The organism is Savagea serpentis (assembly GCF_015351395.1).
In the GTDB taxonomy this organism is placed as follows: domain Bacteria; phylum Bacillota; class Bacilli; order Bacillales_A; family Planococcaceae; genus Savagea; species Savagea serpentis.
Genome location: NZ_JADKPV010000001.1, coordinates 433772 through 455904 on the forward strand (window position 1 = coordinate 433772; position 22133 = coordinate 455904).

Consider the following 22133-nt stretch of genomic DNA (forward strand, 5'->3'; position numbering starts at 1 on the left):
TTGACGTAAACGGGAGAACGCTGTATGATTGACGGAAAAGTCAAAGTCCGAAATTCCGGCTTTGACTTTTTCTGTATGAAAATTCGACATTAGGAGAGTGACATAATGAGTAAACGCGATTATTACGAGATTCTTGGCGTATCAAAAGACGCAACGAAACAAGAAATTCGCAAAGCGTATCGTTCGTTATCTAAAAAATATCACCCAGACTTAAATAAAGAAAATGGGGCAGAAGAAAAGTTTAAAGAGATTACAGAAGCGTTCGAAGTATTATCCGATGATTCAAAACGTGCACAATACGACCAATTCGGTCATGATGGACCTGGCGCATTCGGTGGTGGCGGTGGAGGTGGATTCGGTGGCGGATTCGGCTTCGAAGACATTTTTAGCACATTTTTCGGAGGCGGACGCACACAAGATCCGAACGCACCACGTCAAGGGAATGATATGCAATATACGATGACGCTTGACTTCTTAGAAGCAGTCTTCGGAAAAGTGACGGAATTACAATTAGAAAAAGAAGAAGAATGTGGCACATGTCATGGTAATGGGGCAAAGCCAGGTACTTCAGTAAAAACATGTACAACATGTGGCGGTTCAGGCCAACAGACAGTGACACGTAATACACCACTCGGTCAAATGGTTCAACAGACGACGTGTACAACATGTCACGGAACAGGAAAAATTATTCCTGAAAAATGTCCAACATGTCACGGTTCAGGCCGCGTGAAAAAACCGTCGAAAATTAAAGTGACCATCCCAGCAGGTGTCGACGATGGACAACGTCTACGCGTTCCAGGAAAAGGAGAAGCAGGCATTAACGGTGGACCTCCTGGAGATCTTTACATCGTTTTCCATGTGCGCCCACACGAACATTTCGTACGGGATGGTGATGATATTTACTACGAATTAAATATTACATTCCCGCAAGCCGCATTAGGAGATGAAATCGAAGTGCCTACAGTCGATGGGCATGTTAAATTGAAAATTCCAGCAGGTACACAAAGTGGTGAAAAATTCCGCTTACGTGGTAAAGGAGTTAAAAACGTACAAGGATTCGGAACAGGAAATCAATACGTCATCGTTAATGTCGTAACACCGAAGAAAATGTCTGAAAAACAGAAAGAATTACTCCGTGAATTCGCATCACTTGATGATGATTCGAATTTAGGATATTCGAGTTCATTTTTCGATAAATTAAAACGTACCTTTAAAGGTGAGTAGGAGGAAACGAGTATGAAATGGGCAGAGATTGTCGTACATACGACACATGAAGCAGTTGACGCTGTAACGAACGCATTGTACGACTTCGAGATTAAAGGTGTTTCACTCGTGGACTCGATGGAATTGACACGTTCACGTCAACATCGTTTTGGCGAAATTTACGATTTACAAGCTTCGGAATATCCAACATGGGGTGTGTTAGTAAAAGCGTATACGCCACTGAATGAACTTGTGAACGATTTACTTTGTCAACTCGACCAGCGCATCATGTCATTTAAAGATTTAGGCATCGATATCGGGGATTACTCAGTGACGATGAATGAAATGGATGAGGAAGATTGGTCAGAAACGTGGAAAAAATATTACCACCCTGTTTCCATCTCGGACCGCTTTACGATTGTTCCGACATGGGAAGAGTATGAGAAAAAACATGAAGACGAAATCATTATCGAACTCGATCCAGGGATGGCGTTCGGAACAGGCACACACCCGACGACACGTCTTTCTTTGCAACTTTTAGAAAAGTATACGAAAGAAGGCGATCTCGTTGTCGACGTCGGTACAGGTTCAGGCGTATTAGCGATCGGAGCGGCACAACTCGGCGCATCGAAAGTATTAGCGCTCGACTTAGATGATGTGGCTGTAGCGGCAGCGACAGAGAATGCAAAATTAAATGATACCGCCGCGAAAATTGAAGTGTTTGAAGGCGACTTACTTCATTCCGTGAAAGAAACGCCAGACATTATCGTCTCGAATATTTTAGCGGAAATCATTATGTCGTTTTCACAAGATGCATTCGATGCACTCCGTCCGAACGGTCTCTTTTTAACATCAGGAATTATCGGAAAATATGAGGAAGATGTCGTGAAAGATTTCGAAGCGAAAGGCTTCCGCATTTTAGAAATTAAACGTGAAGAAGATTGGATTGCAATAGCAGCTGAAAAAGGTGAAGCATAATGCAACGCTATTTTGTGGAGTCCATTCAAGAAGGACGTGTTCAGTTTTCACAAGAGGACGCAAAGCATATCTCGCGTGTGATGCGTATGAAGCAAGGTGATGAAATTATCGTCGTTGCGCAAGGAATTGCGTATATTGCGGTACTGGAAGATGTCGACAGCGACGTGACAGCGACATTAGCGCAAAAATTAACTCAGCAAGTAGAGCTTCCTGTACACGTCACAATCGCATCAGGCATTCCGAAAGGAGATAAGCTCGACCTCATTACGCAAAAGTCGACTGAACTCGGAGCAACGGCGATTTTACCTGTCGCAATGCGTCGTTCGGTTTCAAAATGGGATGCGAAAAAAACGCCGAAACGTTTAGAACGCTTTGCGAAAATTGCGAAAGAAGCGGCGGAACAAAGTCATCGAACGATTATTCCAGCGATTGATTACGTCGCGAGCATCGATGCTTTAATCGCACAAAGTGAACGGTTCGATCATTTGTACTTTGCCTATGAAGATGACGCGAAGGAAGTAGCGCGTCAAACGTTCAGCGAGCGACTCGGCAAAGTGTCACCCGGTGAATCGATTCTCGTCGTGTTCGGACCAGAAGGTGGTATCGCAGAAGAAGAAGCCGAAGCTTTACGCGAGGCAAACTTCCAATCGATCGCTCTCGGCCCGCGCATATTGCGTACCGAAACAGCGCCTTTATACGTGCTTAGCGCGGTCAGTTACCAATTCGAATGAGGAGAACACAAGGCCTTGATGAATCATCGTCAAGGTCTTTTCAATATGGAAGACAATTTCTAAAGTGAATCTTCTAGTTTCATTTGAGAGATTGCTAAATTGTGTTATTATAATGCAATGATATGAATTATGAATTTACAAGTGATGGAAGGAAGTATAGATGATGGATAAACAACATACAGGTGCTTTGCAACCGAAAGTAGCGTTCCATACGTTAGGCTGTAAGGTGAATCATTATGAAACAGAGGCCATTTGGCAATTGTTTCAAGAAGCGGGATATGAGCGAACTGACTTTGATGCGATGAGCGACGTTTACGTTATTAACACATGTACAGTCACGAATACCGGAGATAAAAAATCACGCCAAGTGATCCGTCGTGCGATTCGTAAAAATCCGAATGCTGTCGTCTGTGTCACAGGTTGTTACGCACAAACATCACCTGCTGAAATTATGGCGATTCCAGGTGTCGACATCGTCGTCGGGACACAAGATCGTGTGAAATTAATCGATTTAATCGAAGAATTCCGTCGCGAACGTCAACCGATTAACGCGGTGGGGAACATCATGAAAAACCGTGTGTATGAAGAACTAGATGTGCCAGCATTTACAGACCGCACCCGTGCTTCGTTAAAAATTCAAGAAGGCTGTAACAACTTCTGTACGTTCTGTATCATTCCTTGGGCGCGCGGTTTAATGCGTTCACGTGATCCGGAAGAAGTCATTCGCCAAGCGCAACAACTCGTAGAAGCGGGCTACCAAGAAATCGTATTGACGGGCATTCATACAGGCGGCTACGGTTCTGACTTTAAAGAGTACAATTTAGCACAATTGTTGCGTGATTTAGAAGCGCAAGTACCAGAATTAAAACGCATTCGTATTAGTTCAATTGAAGCGAGCCAAATTACGGACGAAGTGATTGAAGTGTTGAACGATTCTAAAATTGTCGTGAACCATCTACACATTCCAATCCAATCGGGTTCAGATACGGTATTGAAAAGAATGCGCCGCAAATATACGATGGAATTTTTCGCGGAGCGTCTCGACCGCTTAAAAGAAGCGCTCCCGAACTTAGCGATTACGTCGGACGTCATCGTCGGCTTCCCTGGAGAAACGGAAGAAGAATTTATGGAAACATACAATTTTATTCGTCAATATGAATTTGCGGAACTTCACGTCTTCCCTTATTCGATGCGAACAGGAACGCCAGCTGCACGCATGACGGACCAAATCCCTGAAGAAGTGAAAAACGAGCGTGTGCGTCGTTTATTAGAGTTGAACGAACAACTTGCCAAACAGTACGCTTCTCGATTCGAAGATGAAGTGCTCGACGTCATTCCAGAAGAACGTTTTAAAGAAAATCCTGAAAGTGGTTTATACGAAGGGTATACAGCGAACTACTTAAAAGTGGTGTTCCCAGCAGACGAATCGATGGTCGGAAAATTAGTGCGTGTAAAAATTACGAAAGCAGGTTATCCATATAGTGAAGGGCAATTCGTGAAAGTGATGGATGAACAACTCGTATAATTCGAAGCGAAGGGCGAGATAATCGTCCTTCGCTTTTTCGTCTATACTAGGAAAACAAAATGATACCTGTTACAATAGTTGTACGGACAACTAAGGAGGAACTTATATGAATATTGCAGCGATGATTGATCATACATTATTAAAACAAGATGCGACAGAACAACAAATTATCGAATTGTGCCAAGAGGCGAAAACATACGGTTTTGCTTCTGTTTGTGTCAACCCAATGTGGGTCGAAACGGCAGCGCAACAATTGAAGGATGCTTCTTCTAAAGTGTGCACAGTCATCGGATTCCCGCTTGGAGCGATGACGAAAGAAACGAAAGCATTTGAAACGAAAGATGCGATTCGTAAAGGAGCGACTGAAATTGACATGGTGATTCCTGTCGGCGCGTTGAAAGCAGGGCAAGATGATATCGTAAAAGAACATATCGAAGCAGTTGTAGAAGCTGCGGAAGGTACGTTAGTGAAAGTAATCATTGAAACATGTTTATTGACTGATGAAGAAAAAGTGCGCGCATGTGAAATCGCCAAAGCCGCAGGAGCAGATTATGTGAAAACATCGACAGGATTTTCAACGGGAGGCGCAACGAAAGAAGATATTGCTCTTATGCGCCAAACAGTCGGAAAAGAAATGGGCGTGAAAGCATCAGGTGGTGTTCGCTCGTTAGAAGACGTCGAAAAGATGATTGCAGCAGGGGCTACACGTATCGGAGCGAGTTCGGGCGTCGCGATCGTTCAAGGTGAAAAATCGAATTCTGAATATTAATTTTACAATATCCGTTGACCGAACCCCCACAATGCGTTATAATTTCTGAGTACATGCTAAAGTCATGTTTCGAAGTGTGTTCGGAGGGAGGGACAAGAGATATGACAAAAACAACTGTTCGTAAAAACGAGTCACTTGAAGATGCTCTTCGCCGCTTCAGACGTACTGTTTCTAAAAGTGGTACGATTCAAGAAGTTAGAAAGCGTGAATATTACGAAAAGCCGAGCGTAAAGCGTAAGAAAAAATCTGAAGCTGCTCGTAAACGCCGTTTCTAATTTATTAGACGGTTAGCTCATGAATATTGACATTTTAAAAAGTGAACGAATATGAGTCGAAAAATCTATTATGATTTTTCGGCTTATTTTTTTAGAAAAGATGAAACCTTTTACTTGTCCTTACGTAAATAGGTATAATGAGAATGAAGCAATGAAAGCGAGGTGAGTTGATGAAAAAGTGGATGAATTGGTTGATATTGACGGTTTTACTCTTCGTTCCGCTATTCGGTGCAACCGCATCGGCAAAAGAAGCAATCGTTTATGAAGTCCCACTCAATCAAAATGTCGAAAAAGGCTTGTATGCGTTTTTACAACGTTCTTTCGAAGAAGCAGAAAAAGCAGGCGCTGATCGAATTATCATTCGGATGGACACGCCGGGCGGTTTTACAGATAGCGCTGAAAAAATCGGTCAACTTTTTAGACAAACGGAACAAGAGATTATCGTTTTTATAGAAGATAATGCGATTTCTGCCGGTGCTTTTATCGCATTGAATGCAGATGCGATTTATATGACACCGCAAGGGAAAATCGGTGCAGCGCAAGTCATTCAAGGAGACGGCAATGCAGCAGGTGATAAAGCGGAGAGCGCATGGAATGCGGCGATGATTAATGCGGCGAAAAGTAGCAAACATAAGCGCAACCCGATTTATGCAGAAGCGATGTCGAACCCTGAAATCGACCTTCCGAAATACCGAGCTCCTGTCGGGAAATTATTAACATTGACGGCAGAAGAAGCGAAAGAAGTCGGGTATGCAGAAGGTATTTTTAATAATTATGAGGCGTTGTTAAATCATTTGAACATTGAGGCATCGTCAATCATTCAAATTGATCCCACCTTCACTGAAAAACTCGCACGTTTCATTACCGATCCGATCATCGTTCCCATATTATTATCTATCGCCGGTTTAGGGCTTGTCGTTGAATTATATTCACCAGGTTTTGGCGTAGCAGGTACGATGGGACTTGCCTCTATCGCTTTATTTTTCTTCGGACATCTCGTAGCGGGGCTGGCAGGGTATGAGACATTGCTCATATTCCTTCTCGGACTCGGTTTAGTCATTGCGGAGTTGTTCGTCGCAGGAGGCATTCTCGGCGTCTCAGGAGCAATTTTAATCGGTTTGAGTATCATTATGGCAGGACAGGATCCGATGCAGATGACAATCGCCGTACTCATTGCACTCATTGTCATAATATTAGGAGTGATTATTCTCATGAAGTTTTTCGGGAAACGATTGCATTTGTTAAACAAAATGGTCTTGATGGATTCAACGAGTACCGATCAAGGATACGTATCTAACGAAAATCGTACAGAGTTGATCGATCAAGTCGGAAAAACATTAACACCATTGCGCCCGGCAGGAGTAGTGTCGTTAAATGGTGAACGTCTCGATGTCGTTTCAGATGGCAGTTATATCGATAAAGGCGTTGAAGTGAAAGTCATTGAAGTAGAAGGTTCAAAAATTGTCGTTGCAGAAACGGCGGAATAGTTTAAGAGGAGGATTTTACTATGGAATTAGCAGGTTTATTAGGCGCGACGGGCACGGGTAGTTTAGTCGGTTTGTCGATCATCGTCTTTTTAGTCATTATTGCGCTCGCGATTTTCTTCACATTTGTTCCAGTAACATTGTGGATTAGTGCGCTCGCAGCGGGTGTTCGAGTTAGTATTTTCACATTGATCGGGATGAGGCTTCGTCGAGTGATCCCGAGCCGTGTCGTGAATCCGTTAATTAAAGCGCATAAAGCAGGATTAGATGTGCAAATTAACCAGTTGGAAAGTCACTATTTAGCAGGTGGTAACGTTGACCGTGTTGTGAACGCGCTCATCGCAGCACACCGTGCGAACATCGCTTTAACATTTGAACGTGCAGCAGCGATTGACCTTGCAGGGCGTGACGTATTAGAAGCAGTTCAAATGTCGGTTAACCCGAAAGTAATTGAGACACCATTTATCGCAGGGGTTGCGATGAACGGGATTGAAGTGAAAGCGAAAGCGCGTATTACAGTGCGTGCGAACATTGACCGCCTCGTCGGTGGTGCGGGTGAAGATACAGTCGTCGCTCGTGTCGGGGAAGGGATTGTTTCGACAATCGGTTCTTCTGTCGATCACGCGAAAGTGTTAGAAAACCCTGATATGATTTCACAGACGGTTCTCGCAAAAGGACTGGACTCTGGAACAGCATTCGAGATTTTATCAATCGACATTGCAGACGTTGATATCGGTAAAAATATCGGGGCAGAACTTCAAACAGAACAAGCGGTAGCGGACAAAAACATCGCCCAAGCGAAAGCGGAAGAACGACGTGCGATGGCTGTTGCGAACGAACAAGAAATGAAAGCAAAAACACAAGAAATGCGCGCGAAAGTAGTCGAAGCAGAATCGGAAGTTCCACTTGCGATGGCAGAAGCATTACGCGACGGCAATATCGGTATTATGGATTATATGAATTACAAAAATATTCAAGCAGATACAGGAATGCGTGATTCCATTAGTAAAGTAGGCCTCGAGCATACGGACGAAGATTAATGGAACAAGTGTCAGGGAAGGAGTGAACACGTAGATGGAAGCAATTATCATATTTCTCATCATCAGTGCGCTCAGCTCTTTTTTCAATAAAGGAAAAGAAAAAGAAACGGAGACGACGAAGCCGGTCGTACCTCAACCGAAACGTCGTCAAGAACCGACTACTGACAAACAAGATCCATTACAAGATTTGTCACGTCAACTTTTCGAAAAGTTGAAAGAACAACGTCCTGTTGAGGAAACTCAACCGCCTATTCAAGAAGTTGAAAAAACACCGATGCAACTCGCGTATGAAGAAAAATTGCGTGAACGCGAACTAGAACGCGACCGAGGACGCCAATCGGACCGTTCCTCTGCGCGAGAAGTCATGAAAAGTGCACGACGACAAAAAGCGGAATGGGAGTCAGAAGGACTTGCCGTATACGATGATGTATGGGCGCCGAAGCAAAAAGAATTAAAGCAAGAAGATCTTTTACCAAAGACGAACCAAGATTTATTAAAAGGGATTATTTTTGCTGAAATTATGCATCCACCGAAAAGTTTAAGACAGACGAAACACGGGAAAATAAAGTAATGAGGAAACAGAGCGTAGCATACGGAACCTTCCGAATGGACCGCTCTGTTTTTTCTTTAGTTTCTTAAATGTGTGAAATCATGTAAAATAGAAGAGAATCTGTAGGATAAAGGGGATTGGATAGATTGACAACAATTGAAAAAACAATTGTCATCGACAAAATTGACGATGCCATGATGCTCGCAGGTAACGGAGAGCGCCACATTCAACTAATAGAAGACCAATTACATATTCAACTATATGCGCGCGGTGAGATTTTTACGTTAGAGGGCGAAGAGGAAGATGTTTTACTCGCTGAACAGTTAGTGATGCAGTTACTTAAAGTGATTCGTCGTAATATTCAAATCGACACGCGAGATGTTGCAAGCGCAATTGAAATGGCAAAACAAGGAACGATTGAATATTTTGCAGAATTGTATGAAGAAGAAATTGCACGCACAGCAAAAGGGAAAATCATTCGTGCAAAAACGATTGGACAGCGTCAATATGTCAAGTCGATCCAAAAGAGAGATCTCGTTTTTTGTATTGGACCAGCAGGAACTGGGAAGACTTATTTAGCTGTTGTACTGGCCGTTCAAGCATTGAAAAATGGACATGTGAAACGCATTATTTTAACGCGTCCTGCTGTCGAAGCGGGAGAGAGTTTAGGCTTTTTACCAGGTGACTTAAAAGAAAAGGTTGATCCGTATTTACGTCCATTGTATGACGCGTTACATGATATGCTTGGTGCCGATCAAACGGAGCGACTCGTCGACCGTGGTGTTATTGAAATCGCTCCGCTCGCTTATATGCGTGGACGTACGTTAGATGATGCCTTCGTTATTTTAGATGAAGCACAAAATACGACGAAAGCACAAATGAAAATGTTTTTAACACGTCTCGGTTTCGGGTCGAAGATGATTATTACGGGCGACTTAACACAAATTGATTTGCCGAAAGGGGTTTATTCGGGATTGAAAGAGGTGCAAGAGAAGTTAAGTCATATTGACGACATTCATTTCCATTACTTAGAAAAAGGAGATGTCGTACGTCATCCACTCGTCGCGAAAATTATCGACGCGTATGAAACGAAGGACGATTAAACAGAAGGGAGAGTCCTAACTTTGTTTAAATCGCTAATTCACTTTTTTCGAAATATGAAATTTCCGCAATTTATGTTGTATACGATGGCGATTGCTACCGTCTTACTTTTTGTCATTACGGTCGACCGTATGCAACATGAAACCTATCAAATTTCCGAATTTGAAGTCGCGCCGAAAACAATCCGTGCGACGAAAACAGTTGAAGATACGTATAAAACAGAATTGGAACGGGATCGCGTCGCTGCTGAAGTTCCAGCTATTTATCAATTTTCAGGAGAGATTTCCCGCAACCATCAAGCGATTATCGCGTCATTTTTCAATTATTTTATTGAAGTGAAACGGGAAAGTGCAAAAGAAGAAACACCTCCTTCACTCAGTGAGCAAGCGAAGCTCGTACGTGAAAAATTGAGTGCACTTGTTGAAGAAGATGGGGCTTTTAAATTGCCAGATCGTGATATTACATATATTTTGCAAATGTCTGAACAAGATATCGAGCAAATGTCGCGTACGATGCAAGGCATTATTAAACGAGAATTAGATGAGCCCATTCGGAAAGAACAAGTTGAGCAAATCAGAGCACGTGTCGCTGGAAATATTGAAAGAGACTCGATTCTTCCCAATCCATTAAAAAATAGTCTCATTACGATGAGTCGTATTTTAATTACGGAAACGGAAATTTTGAACGAAGAGTTAACGGAAGAACGTCGCAATAAAGAAAGAGCGCTCGTAGAACCTGTCCGTATTTTACAAGGGCAAGTCATCGTCCGTGAGGGGCAGCTAATCGACGGAGAAGTGTATCGCCAACTACAATTAATTGGTTTGCTTGCAGATGATGGAACGAGTTCTTTAAAGCCGATGTTAGCAATCATTACATTTTTACTATTTGTCAGCGGAATTTTATCTTTGCATTTTAATGCGTCGACTGCCTCTGATCAAATGAAAAAGAAAGCTTTGCTCATCGTTTACGTCCTGCTCATTATTTTAACAGGTAGTATGCGTCTTCTCGGACTCATTGATGAACAATTCGATGTCCAACTCGCATTTTTATTCCCGACAGCTCTTGCGACAATGCTCGTGCGTTTATTGTTAAATGAGCGACTTGCGATGACTGTTACAATCATTACTGCCGCAATGGCAGGAATTATTTTGCAAGAAGGATACGCTGCTATTTTACAAATGGAAACGATGATGTACATTATGTTTGGCGGGTTGACAAGCTTATATGTACTTGGGAAAGACGGAAGGCGTTCAAACATTTTAAAAACGAGTATCGCGGTCGCTGGTGCTAACGTCATTTTCATCGTCTTCTACCTATTGATGACGCAATCTTCTTATACATGGAAAGAGATGGCCTTTTACTTAGTTGCAGCGATTGTGTCGGGTTTACTTTCAGGCGCGATGACAATTGGTTTATTGCCTTTCTTTGAATCGGTATTTGGTATTTTATCTGACATGAAATTAGTCGAATTATCGAATCCGAATCATCCACTATTAAAGAAAATTTTAGTCGAAACGCCAGGGACATACCATCATAGTGTAATGGTTGCGAACTTAGCGGATGCTGCTTGTGAGTCGATTGGAGCGAACGGTTTGCTTGCTCGGGTCGGCAGTTATTATCACGACATTGGAAAGACGGTAAGGCCGAATTACTTTATCGAAAACCAGCATAGTGGACGTAATCCGCACGATGAATTAACGCCGTCAGAAAGTAAAGAAATCATTATTGCTCATGCCATCGACGGTGGAAATATATTAGAAAGTCACGGTATGCCGAAAGAAATTGTCGACATCGCACGGCAACATCATGGTACGAGTTTCTTGCAGTTTTTTTACCATAAGGCGAAAGAGTTAGATCCGACTGTGACGGAAGACGATTTCCGTTATCCAGGACCGAAAGCTCAAACGAAAGAAATTGCTGTCGTATCGATTGCAGATAGTACGGAAGCGGCCGTTCGTTCAATGAAGGAGCCTACTCCCGAAAAGATTGCGAATCTCGTTCATAATATTATTCAAGGGAAATTGAATGACGGACAATTTGACGAATGCGATATTTCCGTGCGAGAATTAAAAATTGTCGAACGTGTCATTTGTGAAACATTGAATGGCATTTTCCATAATCGGATTGAATATCCAACATAAGAGGTGACGAGATGCAAATTGATTATCAAGATGAGACGAATGAAGTGACGGAAGAACAGTTGGAACTCGTCGATCGTCTATTAAAGTTTGCAGCGCAATACGAAAAGCTAGAAGGAAATTATGAATTAAGTATTACATTTACGACGGACGAGGAAATTCAAGTCATTAATCGCGAGTATCGAGGAATCGACCGTCCGACAGATGTCATTTCCTTTGCCTTAGAAGAAGAGGGCGAAGGAGAGATTGCTTTTGAACGAATGGAAGAAATGCCTATTTTATTAGGTGATTTAATTATTTCACTCGATACGATGCGCCGACAAGCAGTGGAGTACAACCATGAAGAAAAGCGAGAGCTCGGCTTTCTAGCATTGCATGGTTTTCTCCATTTGCTCGGCTACGACCATATGACGGAAGAAGATGAAAAAGAAATGTTCCGCCGTCAAGATGAAATTTTACAAGCGTTCGGTTTAACGAGGTGACGGGGTGCGAAAATATATCGATTCATTCCGTTATGCGCTTGAAGGAATCGTCCATGGTATGAAAACGGAGAAACATCTCCGTTTTCATTTGTTTAGCGCGATCGTCGTCATCGGAGTGAGTATGTGGACGGGACTTTCTCAAACAGAATGGGTGATCGTTCTTTTACTCATCGGTGGTATGTTTGCGTTCGAACTGATGAATGCGGCGATTGAACGTGTCGTCGATTTAGTGACGACAGATTATGCGCCATTAGCGAAACGAGCGAAAGATTTAGCTGCAGGAGCGGTTCTCATTTATGCATTTATGAGTGCATGTATTGGACTGATGATATTTATTCCGAAATGGTGGAGGTAACAATGGAGAAGAAACAATTAATGGACCTTGCGAAAGAAGCAATGGAGCATGCATACGTTCCGTATTCTCATTTTAAAGTAGGGGCAGCAGTACTTACGAAAGATGGACGAACGTTCACAGGGTGTAACATCGAAAATTCGAGCTATCCGCTTACGAACTGTGCAGAGCGCACAGCGATTTTTAAAGCTGTTTCAGAAGGAGCGATGGATATTGTCGCAATTGCAGTCATCGGAGATACGACAGGTCCGATTTCTCCTTGTGGTGCATGTCGCCAAGTTATGATAGAGTTTAGTGATGCAAATACCCCTGTTTATTTAACGAATATGCAAGGGGAAGTAGAAGAAACGACCGTGAGTGCCTTGTTACCAGGCGCATTTACGAAGGAGGATTTACATGGAAAGTAATTATAAATCAGGATTCGTCTCCATTGTAGGACGACCAAACGTAGGAAAATCGACATTTTTAAACCGCATCGTCGGACAAAAAATTGCGATTATGAGCGATAAACCCCAGACGACACGCAATAAAATACAAGGGGTTGTCACGACGGATGATTCTCAGATCGTCTTTATTGACACACCAGGAATTCATAAACCGAAACATGCACTAGGAGACTTCATGAATAAAATGGCAAAACAGACGATTCCAGATGTCGATGTCGTTTTATTTATGATTAATGCGAATGAAAAAATTGGACCGGGTGACCGTTTCGTTATCGATTTACTAAGTCGCACGAAAAGTCCTGTTTTTCTCGTGATTAATAAAATTGATTTAATTCATCCAGATGAATTATTACCGATTATTGAAACGTATCAAGCGGAATACGATTTTGCGGAAATCGTACCGATTTCTGCCTTGCAAGGGAATAATGTCGATCGTCTATTTGACGTGTTGAAGACGTATATCCCAGAAGGACCACAATACTATCCAGACGATCAAGTGACGGACCATCCAGAACGTTTTATTATGGCGGAATTAATTCGTGAAAAAGTATTGTATTTTACTCATGAAGAAGTGCCGCATTCGGTGGCAGTTACGATTGAAAAAATTTCACGTGATGAAAACGAAAAAGTGCATGTCATGGCGAATATTATCGTAGAACGTAGCTCTCAAAAAGGAATTTTGATCGGCAAGCAAGGAGCGATGATGAAACAAATCGGTACTGGGGCGCGCCGTGAAATTGAACGTTTGCTCGGGTCAAAAGTATATTTAGAATTATGGGTGAAAGTCCAAAAAGATTGGCGTAACAAACAAATTCATTTGCGTGAATTTGGATTTAGAGAAGACGAATATTAAAGAGGAGGGAAGACAATTGTTGCACAAATGGGAAGGCATTGTTTTAAAGTCTATTCCGTACGGTGAATCGAATAAAATTGTCACCCTCTTTACAGAAGAAGCAGGAAAAGTCACGGCGATGGCACGAGGAGCGAAAAAGCCAGCGAGCCGTTTAGCCGCGATGACTCAACCTTTTTTACTCGGCTCCTTTTTAGTGTATGCGGGTGGAAGAGGAATGGGACAGCTACAACAAGGTGAGCTTATCGATTCGATGCGCGACTTGCGCGGTGATTTAGAGAAAACGGCGTATGCGAGTTTTATCGTTGAATTGGTTGACCGTTTAACGGAGCCGATGGAAGAGCGAACACGAGGTGTCTATCATTTGTTGAAAGCAGCCCTTCATGCGATTGATGAAGGATTTGATCCAGAAGTCATCACCCTTTTTGTCGAATGGCAAATGTTGCCGGTCGCTGGCATTTATCCGGTCGTTCATCAATGTGCGCATTGCGGAGCGACAGAAGGAGAATTTGCTTTTTCATTTCAACAAATTGGTCTGCTTTGTCATCGTTGTTATGATGTCGACCCGTATATTACACGGCTAAGTCCGACGCAAGTGCGCTTGATTAGAACATGTATGACAGTTCCAATTGATCAACTTGGGAATATCTCGTTAAAAAAACCGACTGTGCGATTTTTGCAAAAGGTGGTGCGGACGATTTATGATGAACAGACAGGCATTCGTCTAAAGTCAAGACGCTTCATTGATCAATTGGAGAGAGATACATTACTCCAGCAACTGATGCACCCGAACGAACAAACAAAACCCTCACCGTAATTGGTGAGGGTTTTTCGTATTAAAACTGTAAATGTTTTTCGATGTATGCAGGAACGTCTGCGATTGGCATACGAACTTGCTCCATTGAATCACGGTGACGCACTGTCACTTGATGGTCTTCTTTTGAATCGAAGTCATATGTGATACAGAATGGTGTACCGATCTCATCTTGACGACGGTAGCGACGACCAATGGATTGAGAATCGTCGTATTGTGTTGGGAAGTGTTTCGCGAGTAATGCGAACACATCTTGTGCTTCTTCCGCCAGCTTTTTAGAAAGTGGTAAGACAGCTGCTTTCATCGGTGCAATTGCTGGGTGGAAACGTAATACGTTACGTGTTTCTCCGTTTTCTAATTCTTCTTCGTCATATGCATCACATAAAAATGCGAGTGTGACACGGTCTGTACCGAGTGAAGGCTCGATGCAGTACGGGATGAATTTCTCACCTGTTTGTTGATCTAAGTAGTGGAAATCTTCACCTGAATGCTCCATATGGCGGCTTAAGTCGAAGTCTGTACGGTTCGCAATGCCCCATAATTCTCCCCAACCGAATGGGAATTTATATTCGATGTCTACTGTACCTTTTGAGTAGTGAGAAAGCTCATCTTCTGTATGGTCACGGAGACGTGTGTTTTCTTCTTTCATGCTTAAATCTTTCAAGAATTTGACTGAGTAATCTTTCCAGTATTCGTACCATTTCGCGTCTTCTCCTGGTTTACAGAAGAATTCGAGTTCCATTTGTTCGAATTCACGTGTACGGAATGTGAAGTTACCAGGTGTAATTTCGTTACGGAAACTTTTCCCGATTTGTGCGATACCGAATGGCATTTTTTTACGCATTGAACGTTGAACGTTTTTGAAGTTGACGAAAATCCCTTGTGCTGTTTCAGGACGTAAGAAAATATCGTTTGCTGAATCGTCTGTTACACCTTGTTTCGTTTTGAACATGAGGTTGAATTGACGAATTTCTGTGTAATCCATCGCACCACATGTAGGACATGTAATATCATATTCTTCAATGAGTTCCATCATTTTTTCAAATGGAAGTCCGTCGACGACGATTTCTTTACCTGTCGCTTCTACCGCATTTTCAATTAATTTGTCTGCGCGGTGGCGTGATTTACATTTTTTACAGTCGATCATCGGGTCGTTGAAGTTTTGTGTGTGACCAGATGCTTCCCAAACTTTCGGGTTCATTAAAATTGCTGCATCAATTCCGACGTTGTATGGGGATTCTTGAACGAATTTTTTCCACCAAGCTTTTTTAATATTGTTTTTCAATTCGATTCCGAGTGGACCGTAATCCCATGTGTTAGCGAGTCCGCCGTAAATATCAGACCCTGGGAATACGAATCCACGTTGTTTTGATAAGCTGACAATTTGATCCATTGTGTACTTTGGCATATTCAATGACCTCCATATAATAAAATAAGCACCCGTCCAAACGGGCACATATTGCATGAGCCCGTTTGGACGAGTGCATAATAACCCGCGGTTCCACCTCGATTGGTTAACACCAAATGTTAACCCACTTTCAGAAAGCAAGCTCCCGGTTGCCTTTTCACAATCTATGCAGACTTTCACTGTCACTGCTCGCTTTTAAGTCGATTGTTACTTATAGACCGTTCATCACTTGAACAGCCTATACTATAGCATGATTTTTTGAAAATGACAAGTCGCGTTGTTTTCATAAAGAAACAAGTTAAAACTGAGCTACATTTTAGCCATTATGGTATAATTAATCGTACACAAAAGAAAGCGTGTCTTCTTGTAAAAATTTGTTTCAACATAAATTTTCGGTCAAAAACCGATGGATAATAGGGATGGCCTATTCGTATAGGAAAATTTTTTATTACGGAAAACACGTTCAACTTAGTTGAGCAATTATCATATAAATGGGCGGTGTTTCACATTGGAACTGAATAAGCGCCAAACAAAAATTTTGGAAATCGTGAAATATAACGGTCCAATCACAGGAGAACAAATTGCGGAACGTCTCGATCTGGCACGTGCTACAATTCGACCCGATTTAGCAATTTTGACAATGGCTGGCTTTTTGGATGCGCGTCCGCGTGTCGGTTACTTTTATTCAGGTAAAAAAATAGCACAATCGATGGCAGACGGTATGGTCGATATGAAAGTGGGAGATTTTCAATCGATTCCTGTCGTTGTAAATGAGAATATGTCGGTGTACGATGCGATTTGTCAAATGTTTTTAGAAGACGTCGGCACCCTTTTTGTCGTGGACGATCACCACTGTTTAGCGGGTGTATTATCGAGAAAAGATTTATTACGGTCAAGTATCGGTGGGGTTGATATGGATAAAATTCCAGTCAATGTCATCATGACACGTATGCCGAATATTACGCATTGTTCGAAGCATGACTCGTTATTACAGGTGGCAAAAAAGATGATTGATAACCAAATTGACGCTTTGCCTGTCACGGAACAAGGCGAGAAAGGGTTGGAAGTCATCGGCCGTATAACAAAGACAAATATTACGGGTGCGTTTGTCGCGCTCGGAGAAGAATATGATTTATAGCTATGGAGAGGAGCGAAAACGATGACGCCATTAACGATGTTTATCGTTTCTGACTCTGTCGGAGAAACGGCTGATCTCGTCGCAAAGGCAGCGATTAGCCAATTTCGTCATGATGTCGATACAGTTGTGATGAAGCGTTTTGCAAATGTTGATAATTTAAAACAAATCGAGGAAATTGCACTTTTAGCTCAAAGACAAAAGGCGCTCATTGTTCATACTTTAGTGAAGTCTGAAATGCGTGAAGGTATGGCACATTACGCGATGGAAAACGGTGTTCAAGCGATCGATTTAATTGGGCCGATCGTCGATATGATAGGAGGACGTTTAGAAGAGAGTCCGTTTGAAGAACCAGGACTCGTCCGTCAATTAGACGATGACTATTTCAAAAAAATTGAAGCGATTGAATTTGCGGTAAAATATGATGACGGTCGTGATCCGCGAGGTATTTTATTAGCGGATATCGTTTTAGTAGGGGTTTCACGTACTTCTAAAACCCCGTTATCTCAATATTTAGCACATCATCGATATAAAGTTGCGAACGTTCCACTTGTACCAGAAGTAGAGCCACCAGCAGAACTATTGCAAATTGATCCTGCTCGTTGTTTCGGCCTCGTCATTTCACCAGAAAAGTTAAATTTCATTCGCAAAGAGCGTTTAATTGCATTAGGTTTAAAAGACGATGCGAGTTATGCGAAAGTCTCGCGAATCGAACAAGAGATTGAACATTTTGAAAAGGTAGTTGAGCGTGTTGGATGCCGTGTTATTAATGTAACGAATCGTGCAGTAGAAGAGACAGCAAATATTATTTTAGATCAAATTGAACAGTTGAAATAATTAAACAAATGAAAACTAGCCGATTCGAATCGGTTAGTTTTCATTTTGTTCAAAAAATAAAAAGGATTTTTATGATGAATGGCGTAATAGTATATATGAAAAGGAAGTAGGAGTTGAACAACGTGTCAAAAATAGATGAAGTCGTCATTGAAAGAATTAGAAAAGAAACGGACATAATCGACCTCATCGGTGAACATGTTCAACTGACAAAGAGGGGAAAAAATTGGTTCGGTCTTTGTCCTTTTCATGATGAGCAGTCTCCATCATTTTCTGTTTCAGAAGATAAGCAACTCTACCATTGTTTCGGATGTGGTGCGAGTGGCAATGCGATTTCTTTTTTAATGGAATTGGAACATCGAACTTTTGTCGATGCAGTCGCTACACTAGCAGGCAGATTAGGAATGGAGCTCGATATAGAAGAAGGACAACGCAGTGCGCGACATCAGGAAGACTCACAGTCCGAAAAGTTATTGAAAGCGGCACATGCACAAGCGACTCAATTTTACCATCACCTTTTAATGAATACAGTAGAAGGGGAGCGTGCACTCCACTATTTATATGAGCGTGGTTTTACCGAGGAACAGTTGATTGAACATCAAATCGGTTGGACGTTGAATCAATCGGATAGTTTACTCCATGTTTTACAAGATGATTATCCTTTACCTTTACTCGCTGAAGGCGGACTTCTCACATATTATGAAGACCATGATCAATACTATGATCGGTTTCGGGAGCGAATTATGTTTCCACTTCGCAACGAACGTGGTGAAGTGGTCGGTTTTTCAGGGCGCGTTATTGAAAAAAAAGAAGGCGCTCCGAAATATTTAAATAGTCCAGAAACGCCAATTTTCAAAAAAAATCAATTGCTTTATAATTTAGATCGTGCGAAATCTTCTATCCGAAAAGCGAATGAAGTCGTGTTATTCGAAGGGTTTATGGATACGCTTGCCGCAGAACGAGCAAGTATCGATGAAACGGTCGCTGTTATGGGAACCGCATTATCAGAACAGCATATTATTCAAATGCGTCGTTTAACGAATCGCTTAATCATTTGTTGTGATGGAGATGATGCAGGCTGGGAAGCGAGCTATCGCTTTGCTAAATTTGCGACAGAGCATAAAATGGAAGCGACGATTGCGATACTTCCTCAAAATATGGACCCTGATGATTACATTAAAACATATGGGGGTAAACAATTTAGAGAGCGAATTTTGGAGATGTCGCATTCTTTTATGTCTTTTATGATACAATACGCTAGGCGTGGTAAAAATTTGTCGCTCGATTACGAAGTAGAGCAGTACATTCATGAAGTGCTCGTTGAATTAGCAGAACGCCGTTCTATTATCGAACGCGATTTAATCATTCAACAACTTGCTGAATTGACGACGGTGCATGAAACGACATTGCGGGAAAAATTAGCGCAATTGACAACGCATCAAGCTCCACAGCGTCAACCTACTGAAACGGCGCGCATCGTACCAGAAACGAAGCGAAAAAAAAGAAGATCGGAAGTGTTATTATTTTCCCATCTATTGCACGAACGTTCTTTATTCAATCTCGCTATCCAAGAGGGGATTGAAATTTTTATAGACGATGATTTTACGACATTGTTCGTACGATTAGCCGCTCATTATGAAACCTATGAAGGGGAAGGGGATTCTTTTGCACAAAGTTTTGCCGAGCAAATCGAAGAGCGTGAATTGCGTGAACTAGCAATGTTTTGTATCGCCTATGAGCGAGCGGACGATGATACCGATCAAGAAGTAAAAGACTGTATTCAACATTTAAAGAAATTAAAAATAGCTGAACAAATAGATGATAAAATTCAACAGTCAAAACAATTAGAACAACAACAGGATTATGAAGGAGCATTGGCGCTCATTCAAGAAGTGATTGAATTAAAAAAATCAATCACGCCGTAACGGTGAATAAGGAGGAACAACGATGACAAAGAAAGAATTGACATTGGACGAAGCGAAAAAAACATTGTTAGAATTAGGCGAAAAAAATGGTGAGTTAACACTGGATGAAGTGACGAAAGAACTTGCACAATTTGAAATGGAGCCGGAACAATTTGAACAATTTTTAGATGATGTGGAAGAAGCGGGCATTGAGTTGAATCGTAAAGATGAGGACGAATCAACGAAAGAAGATGATGACAAGAAAAAAGAAAAATTCAATATGAAAGATTTAAGCGTTCCTCCTGGTGTAAAAATTAATGACCCTGTGCGTATGTATTTGAAAGAAATTGGGCGTGTCGATTTATTGACAGGGGACGAAGAAGTCGAACTCGCGATTAAAATTGCGGCAGGAATGGAAGCAGAAGAGAAGCTTGCTGAACTGCGTGAAGAAGATCCGAATCATTTCGATGAAGAGTTAGACCTCGTCATCGTGCGCGGTGAGGAAGCGAAGAAAAAATTAGCAGAAGCGAACTTGCGTCTCGTTGTCAGCATTGCGAAACGTTATGTCGGTCGCGGTATGCTTTTCTTAGACTTGATTCAAGAAGGAAATATGGGACTTATTAAAGCAGTTGAAAAGTTCGACCATACCAAAGGGTTCAAATTCAGTACGTATGCAACATGGTGGATTCGTCAGGCGATTACACGGGCGATTGCCGACCAAGCACGTACAATCCGTATTCCTGTTCATATGGTGGAAACGATCAATAAATTAATTCGCGTACAACGTCAATTACTTCAAGATTTAGGAAGAGAACCGACTCCTGAAGAAATCGGAGAAGAGATGGAATTAACGGCTGAAAAAGTACGTGAAATTTTGAAAATTGCACAAGAACCGGTCTCTTTAGAAACGCCGATCGGAGAAGAAGATGATTCTCATTTAGGTGACTTCATTGAAGACTCTGAAGCGCAATCTCCAGCAGATCACGCAGCCTATGAATTGTTAAAAGAACAATTAGAAGATGTGCTAGATACATTGACAGACCGAGAAGAGAATGTCCTTCGACTTCGTTTCGGTTTAGATGATGGTCGCACGCGCACATTAGAAGAAGTCGGGAAAGTCTTCGGTGTTACTCGTGAGCGCATTCGTCAAATTGAAGCAAAAGCATTGCGTAAATTGCGTCATCCATCACGTAGCAAACGTTTGAAAGACTTTTTAGAATAGAAAAAATCACCCTCACTTTATGAGTAAAGTGAGGGTGATTCACTATGATTAGAGTAGGAGTGGACCGTATGAATGAGCAACGTAAAAAAATCATCGTTGCTGAAATAAAATATTGGAAGCAATCAAAGTTGTTGCCTGATCAATATTGTGATTTTTTACTCGCCTTATATTCACAAGGAGACGAAAAAGAGACTGAAGAAATTACGGTGAAAGATTCATTAAAAGAACAAGAAAAATCTAAAATGTGGAATCGCGTCCTATGGCTTGGCATAATAGGAGCGGCTTTACTAGTAAGCTTATTTTTATTACCGGATCAACAAGTGTTGATGACTAGCTTTGTCACGTTATTCGCACTATTTTTATTCGTCGGTGGCAAGCTTTTTAATAAAGGAGATAATGATGCGCGTCCTGTTTTATTTGCGATCGCCTCTTTATTATTACTATCGGTATCTTTACATAGTTGGGATGCTTTTTTTCCTAGCAATACATTTATTTTAATTGGACTGCTCATTTTAAATTGCGTACTTTGGCTCGGCATCGGTCGAAAACATCAACTCCTATTTTTTACAATTTCGGGGTATGTTGGGTTAGTGTTAATTGGTATTTTCCTCGTTTTATAAAAGTGCCTAGAAAAAGATTATATGTTCACAAAAGTTTCACAAATGTCCAGTTTTCTTTTAAAAGGACTTTCCTCTTTTTTGAGTGAAAAGAGAAAGCAAGAAAAAAGAGTTGAAATCAAGCTTGTGGACGATAGTATACGCGAGGAAAAAGGGAATGTAGTGTGAAAGAGAACAATTACGCTAAAATGAAAAATTGAAAGCGAATTGTTACAAGAAGTGAACGGAAAATGGGGAAAACGAAATTATTATGTGGATTCCTCTTTTCGTTTCGC

At 41.7% G+C, this 22133-nt stretch carries 22 protein-coding genes; 21 read left to right on the plus strand and 1 reads right to left on the minus strand.

Annotation, left to right across the window (positions count from 1 at the left end; all coding sequences use genetic code 11):
* Positions 1–105 precede the first annotated feature (105 nt).
* From dnaJ to recO, 16 genes are all read left to right on the plus strand, one after another.
* Complete coding sequence (gene dnaJ, locus IRY55_RS02205; protein WP_194561618.1) at positions 106–1224, plus strand: molecular chaperone DnaJ; 1119 nt, start codon at positions 106–108, stop codon at positions 1222–1224.
* Positions 1225–1236: 12 nt separating this feature from the next.
* Positions 1237–2181, plus strand: a complete 945-nt coding sequence (prmA, locus tag IRY55_RS02210) for a 50S ribosomal protein L11 methyltransferase (RefSeq protein ID WP_194561619.1) — start codon at positions 1237–1239, stop codon at positions 2179–2181.
* The gene (locus tag IRY55_RS02215; RefSeq protein WP_194561620.1) at positions 2181–2912 is read left to right on the plus strand and encodes a 16S rRNA (uracil(1498)-N(3))-methyltransferase; all 732 of its coding nucleotides are present in this window, start codon (positions 2181–2183) and stop codon (positions 2910–2912) included. Before prmA ends, IRY55_RS02215 begins: the two co-directional genes overlap by 1 nt.
* Positions 2913–3075: 163 nt before the next feature.
* Positions 3076–4437, plus strand: coding sequence for a tRNA (N(6)-L-threonylcarbamoyladenosine(37)-C(2))-methylthiotransferase MtaB (gene mtaB, locus IRY55_RS02220; RefSeq protein WP_194561621.1), 1362 nt, complete (start codon positions 3076–3078; stop codon positions 4435–4437).
* Positions 4438–4543: 106 nt separating this feature from the next.
* Complete coding sequence (deoC, locus tag IRY55_RS02225; RefSeq protein WP_194561622.1) at positions 4544–5206, plus strand: deoxyribose-phosphate aldolase; 663 nt, start codon at positions 4544–4546, stop codon at positions 5204–5206.
* Between the two features lie 101 nt (positions 5207–5307).
* Positions 5308–5481 carry a 30S ribosomal protein S21 gene (gene rpsU / locus IRY55_RS02230; RefSeq protein WP_194561623.1) on the plus strand — a complete coding sequence of 58 codons (174 nt, stop codon included), beginning with the start codon at positions 5308–5310 and terminating at the stop codon, positions 5479–5481.
* A 170-nt stretch (positions 5482–5651) separates the two neighbouring features.
* Entirely contained in the window at positions 5652–6968 is a 1317-nt protein-coding gene (locus IRY55_RS02235; RefSeq protein WP_194561624.1) for an NfeD family protein, read from the plus strand.
* A 20-nt stretch (positions 6969–6988) separates the two neighbouring features.
* Positions 6989–8005, plus strand: coding sequence for a flotillin-like protein FloA (gene floA / locus IRY55_RS02240; protein WP_194561625.1), 1017 nt, complete (start codon positions 6989–6991; stop codon positions 8003–8005).
* A 34-nt stretch (positions 8006–8039) separates the two neighbouring features.
* On the plus strand, positions 8040–8576 hold the full coding sequence (locus tag IRY55_RS02245; RefSeq protein ID WP_194561626.1) for a hypothetical protein: 537 nt from the start codon (positions 8040–8042) through the stop codon (positions 8574–8576).
* 173 nt (positions 8577–8749) lie between these two features.
* Complete coding sequence (locus tag IRY55_RS02250) at positions 8750–9658, plus strand: PhoH family protein (RefSeq protein ID WP_194562365.1); 909 nt, start codon at positions 8750–8752, stop codon at positions 9656–9658.
* Positions 9659–9679: 21 nt separating this feature from the next.
* Positions 9680–11797, plus strand: coding sequence for an HD family phosphohydrolase (locus tag IRY55_RS02255; RefSeq protein ID WP_235960998.1), 2118 nt, complete (start codon positions 9680–9682; stop codon positions 11795–11797).
* Between the two features lie 11 nt (positions 11798–11808).
* Positions 11809–12276 (plus strand): rRNA maturation RNase YbeY, encoded by a 468-nt coding sequence (gene ybeY / locus IRY55_RS02260; RefSeq protein WP_194561627.1) that lies wholly within the window; start codon positions 11809–11811, stop codon positions 12274–12276.
* A 4-nt stretch (positions 12277–12280) separates the two neighbouring features.
* Positions 12281–12631 (plus strand): diacylglycerol kinase family protein, encoded by a 351-nt coding sequence (locus IRY55_RS02265; RefSeq protein ID WP_194561628.1) that lies wholly within the window; start codon positions 12281–12283, stop codon positions 12629–12631.
* A gap of 2 nt (positions 12632–12633) precedes the next feature.
* The gene (locus IRY55_RS02270; protein WP_194561629.1) at positions 12634–13035 is read left to right on the plus strand and encodes a cytidine deaminase; all 402 of its coding nucleotides are present in this window, start codon (positions 12634–12636) and stop codon (positions 13033–13035) included.
* Positions 13025–13927: a GTPase Era gene (gene era / locus IRY55_RS02275; protein WP_194561630.1), complete on the plus strand. Its 903-nt coding sequence runs from the start codon at positions 13025–13027 to the stop codon at positions 13925–13927. The genes IRY55_RS02270 and era overlap by 11 nt, the downstream gene beginning before the upstream one ends.
* A 16-nt stretch (positions 13928–13943) precedes the next feature.
* On the plus strand, positions 13944–14741 hold the full coding sequence (gene recO / locus IRY55_RS02280) for a DNA repair protein RecO (RefSeq protein WP_194561631.1): 798 nt from the start codon (positions 13944–13946) through the stop codon (positions 14739–14741).
* Positions 14742–14760: 19 nt separating this feature from the next.
* Here the strand turns inward: recO and IRY55_RS02285 are convergent, their stop codons facing one another.
* Entirely contained in the window at positions 14761–16146 is a 1386-nt protein-coding gene (locus IRY55_RS02285) for a glycine--tRNA ligase (protein WP_194561632.1), read from the minus strand.
* A gap of 508 nt (positions 16147–16654) precedes the next feature.
* Here IRY55_RS02285 and IRY55_RS02290 point away from each other — a divergent pair.
* From IRY55_RS02290 to IRY55_RS02310, 5 genes are all read left to right on the plus strand, one after another.
* Complete coding sequence (locus tag IRY55_RS02290; RefSeq protein ID WP_235960999.1) at positions 16655–17284, plus strand: helix-turn-helix transcriptional regulator; 630 nt, start codon at positions 16655–16657, stop codon at positions 17282–17284.
* Positions 17285–17305: 21 nt separating this feature from the next.
* Complete coding sequence (locus IRY55_RS02295; RefSeq protein ID WP_194561633.1) at positions 17306–18118, plus strand: pyruvate, water dikinase regulatory protein; 813 nt, start codon at positions 17306–17308, stop codon at positions 18116–18118.
* A gap of 122 nt (positions 18119–18240) precedes the next feature.
* Positions 18241–20040 carry a DNA primase gene (gene dnaG, locus IRY55_RS02300; protein WP_194561634.1) on the plus strand — a complete coding sequence of 600 codons (1800 nt, stop codon included), beginning with the start codon at positions 18241–18243 and terminating at the stop codon, positions 20038–20040.
* A 22-nt stretch (positions 20041–20062) separates the two neighbouring features.
* Positions 20063–21241, plus strand: a complete 1179-nt coding sequence (gene rpoD, locus IRY55_RS02305; RefSeq protein ID WP_194561635.1) for an RNA polymerase sigma factor RpoD — start codon at positions 20063–20065, stop codon at positions 21239–21241.
* 44 nt (positions 21242–21285) lie between these two features.
* Positions 21286–21861 carry a hypothetical protein gene (locus tag IRY55_RS02310; RefSeq protein WP_194561636.1) on the plus strand — a complete coding sequence of 192 codons (576 nt, stop codon included), beginning with the start codon at positions 21286–21288 and terminating at the stop codon, positions 21859–21861.
* Positions 21862–22133: the final 272 nt, after the last annotated feature.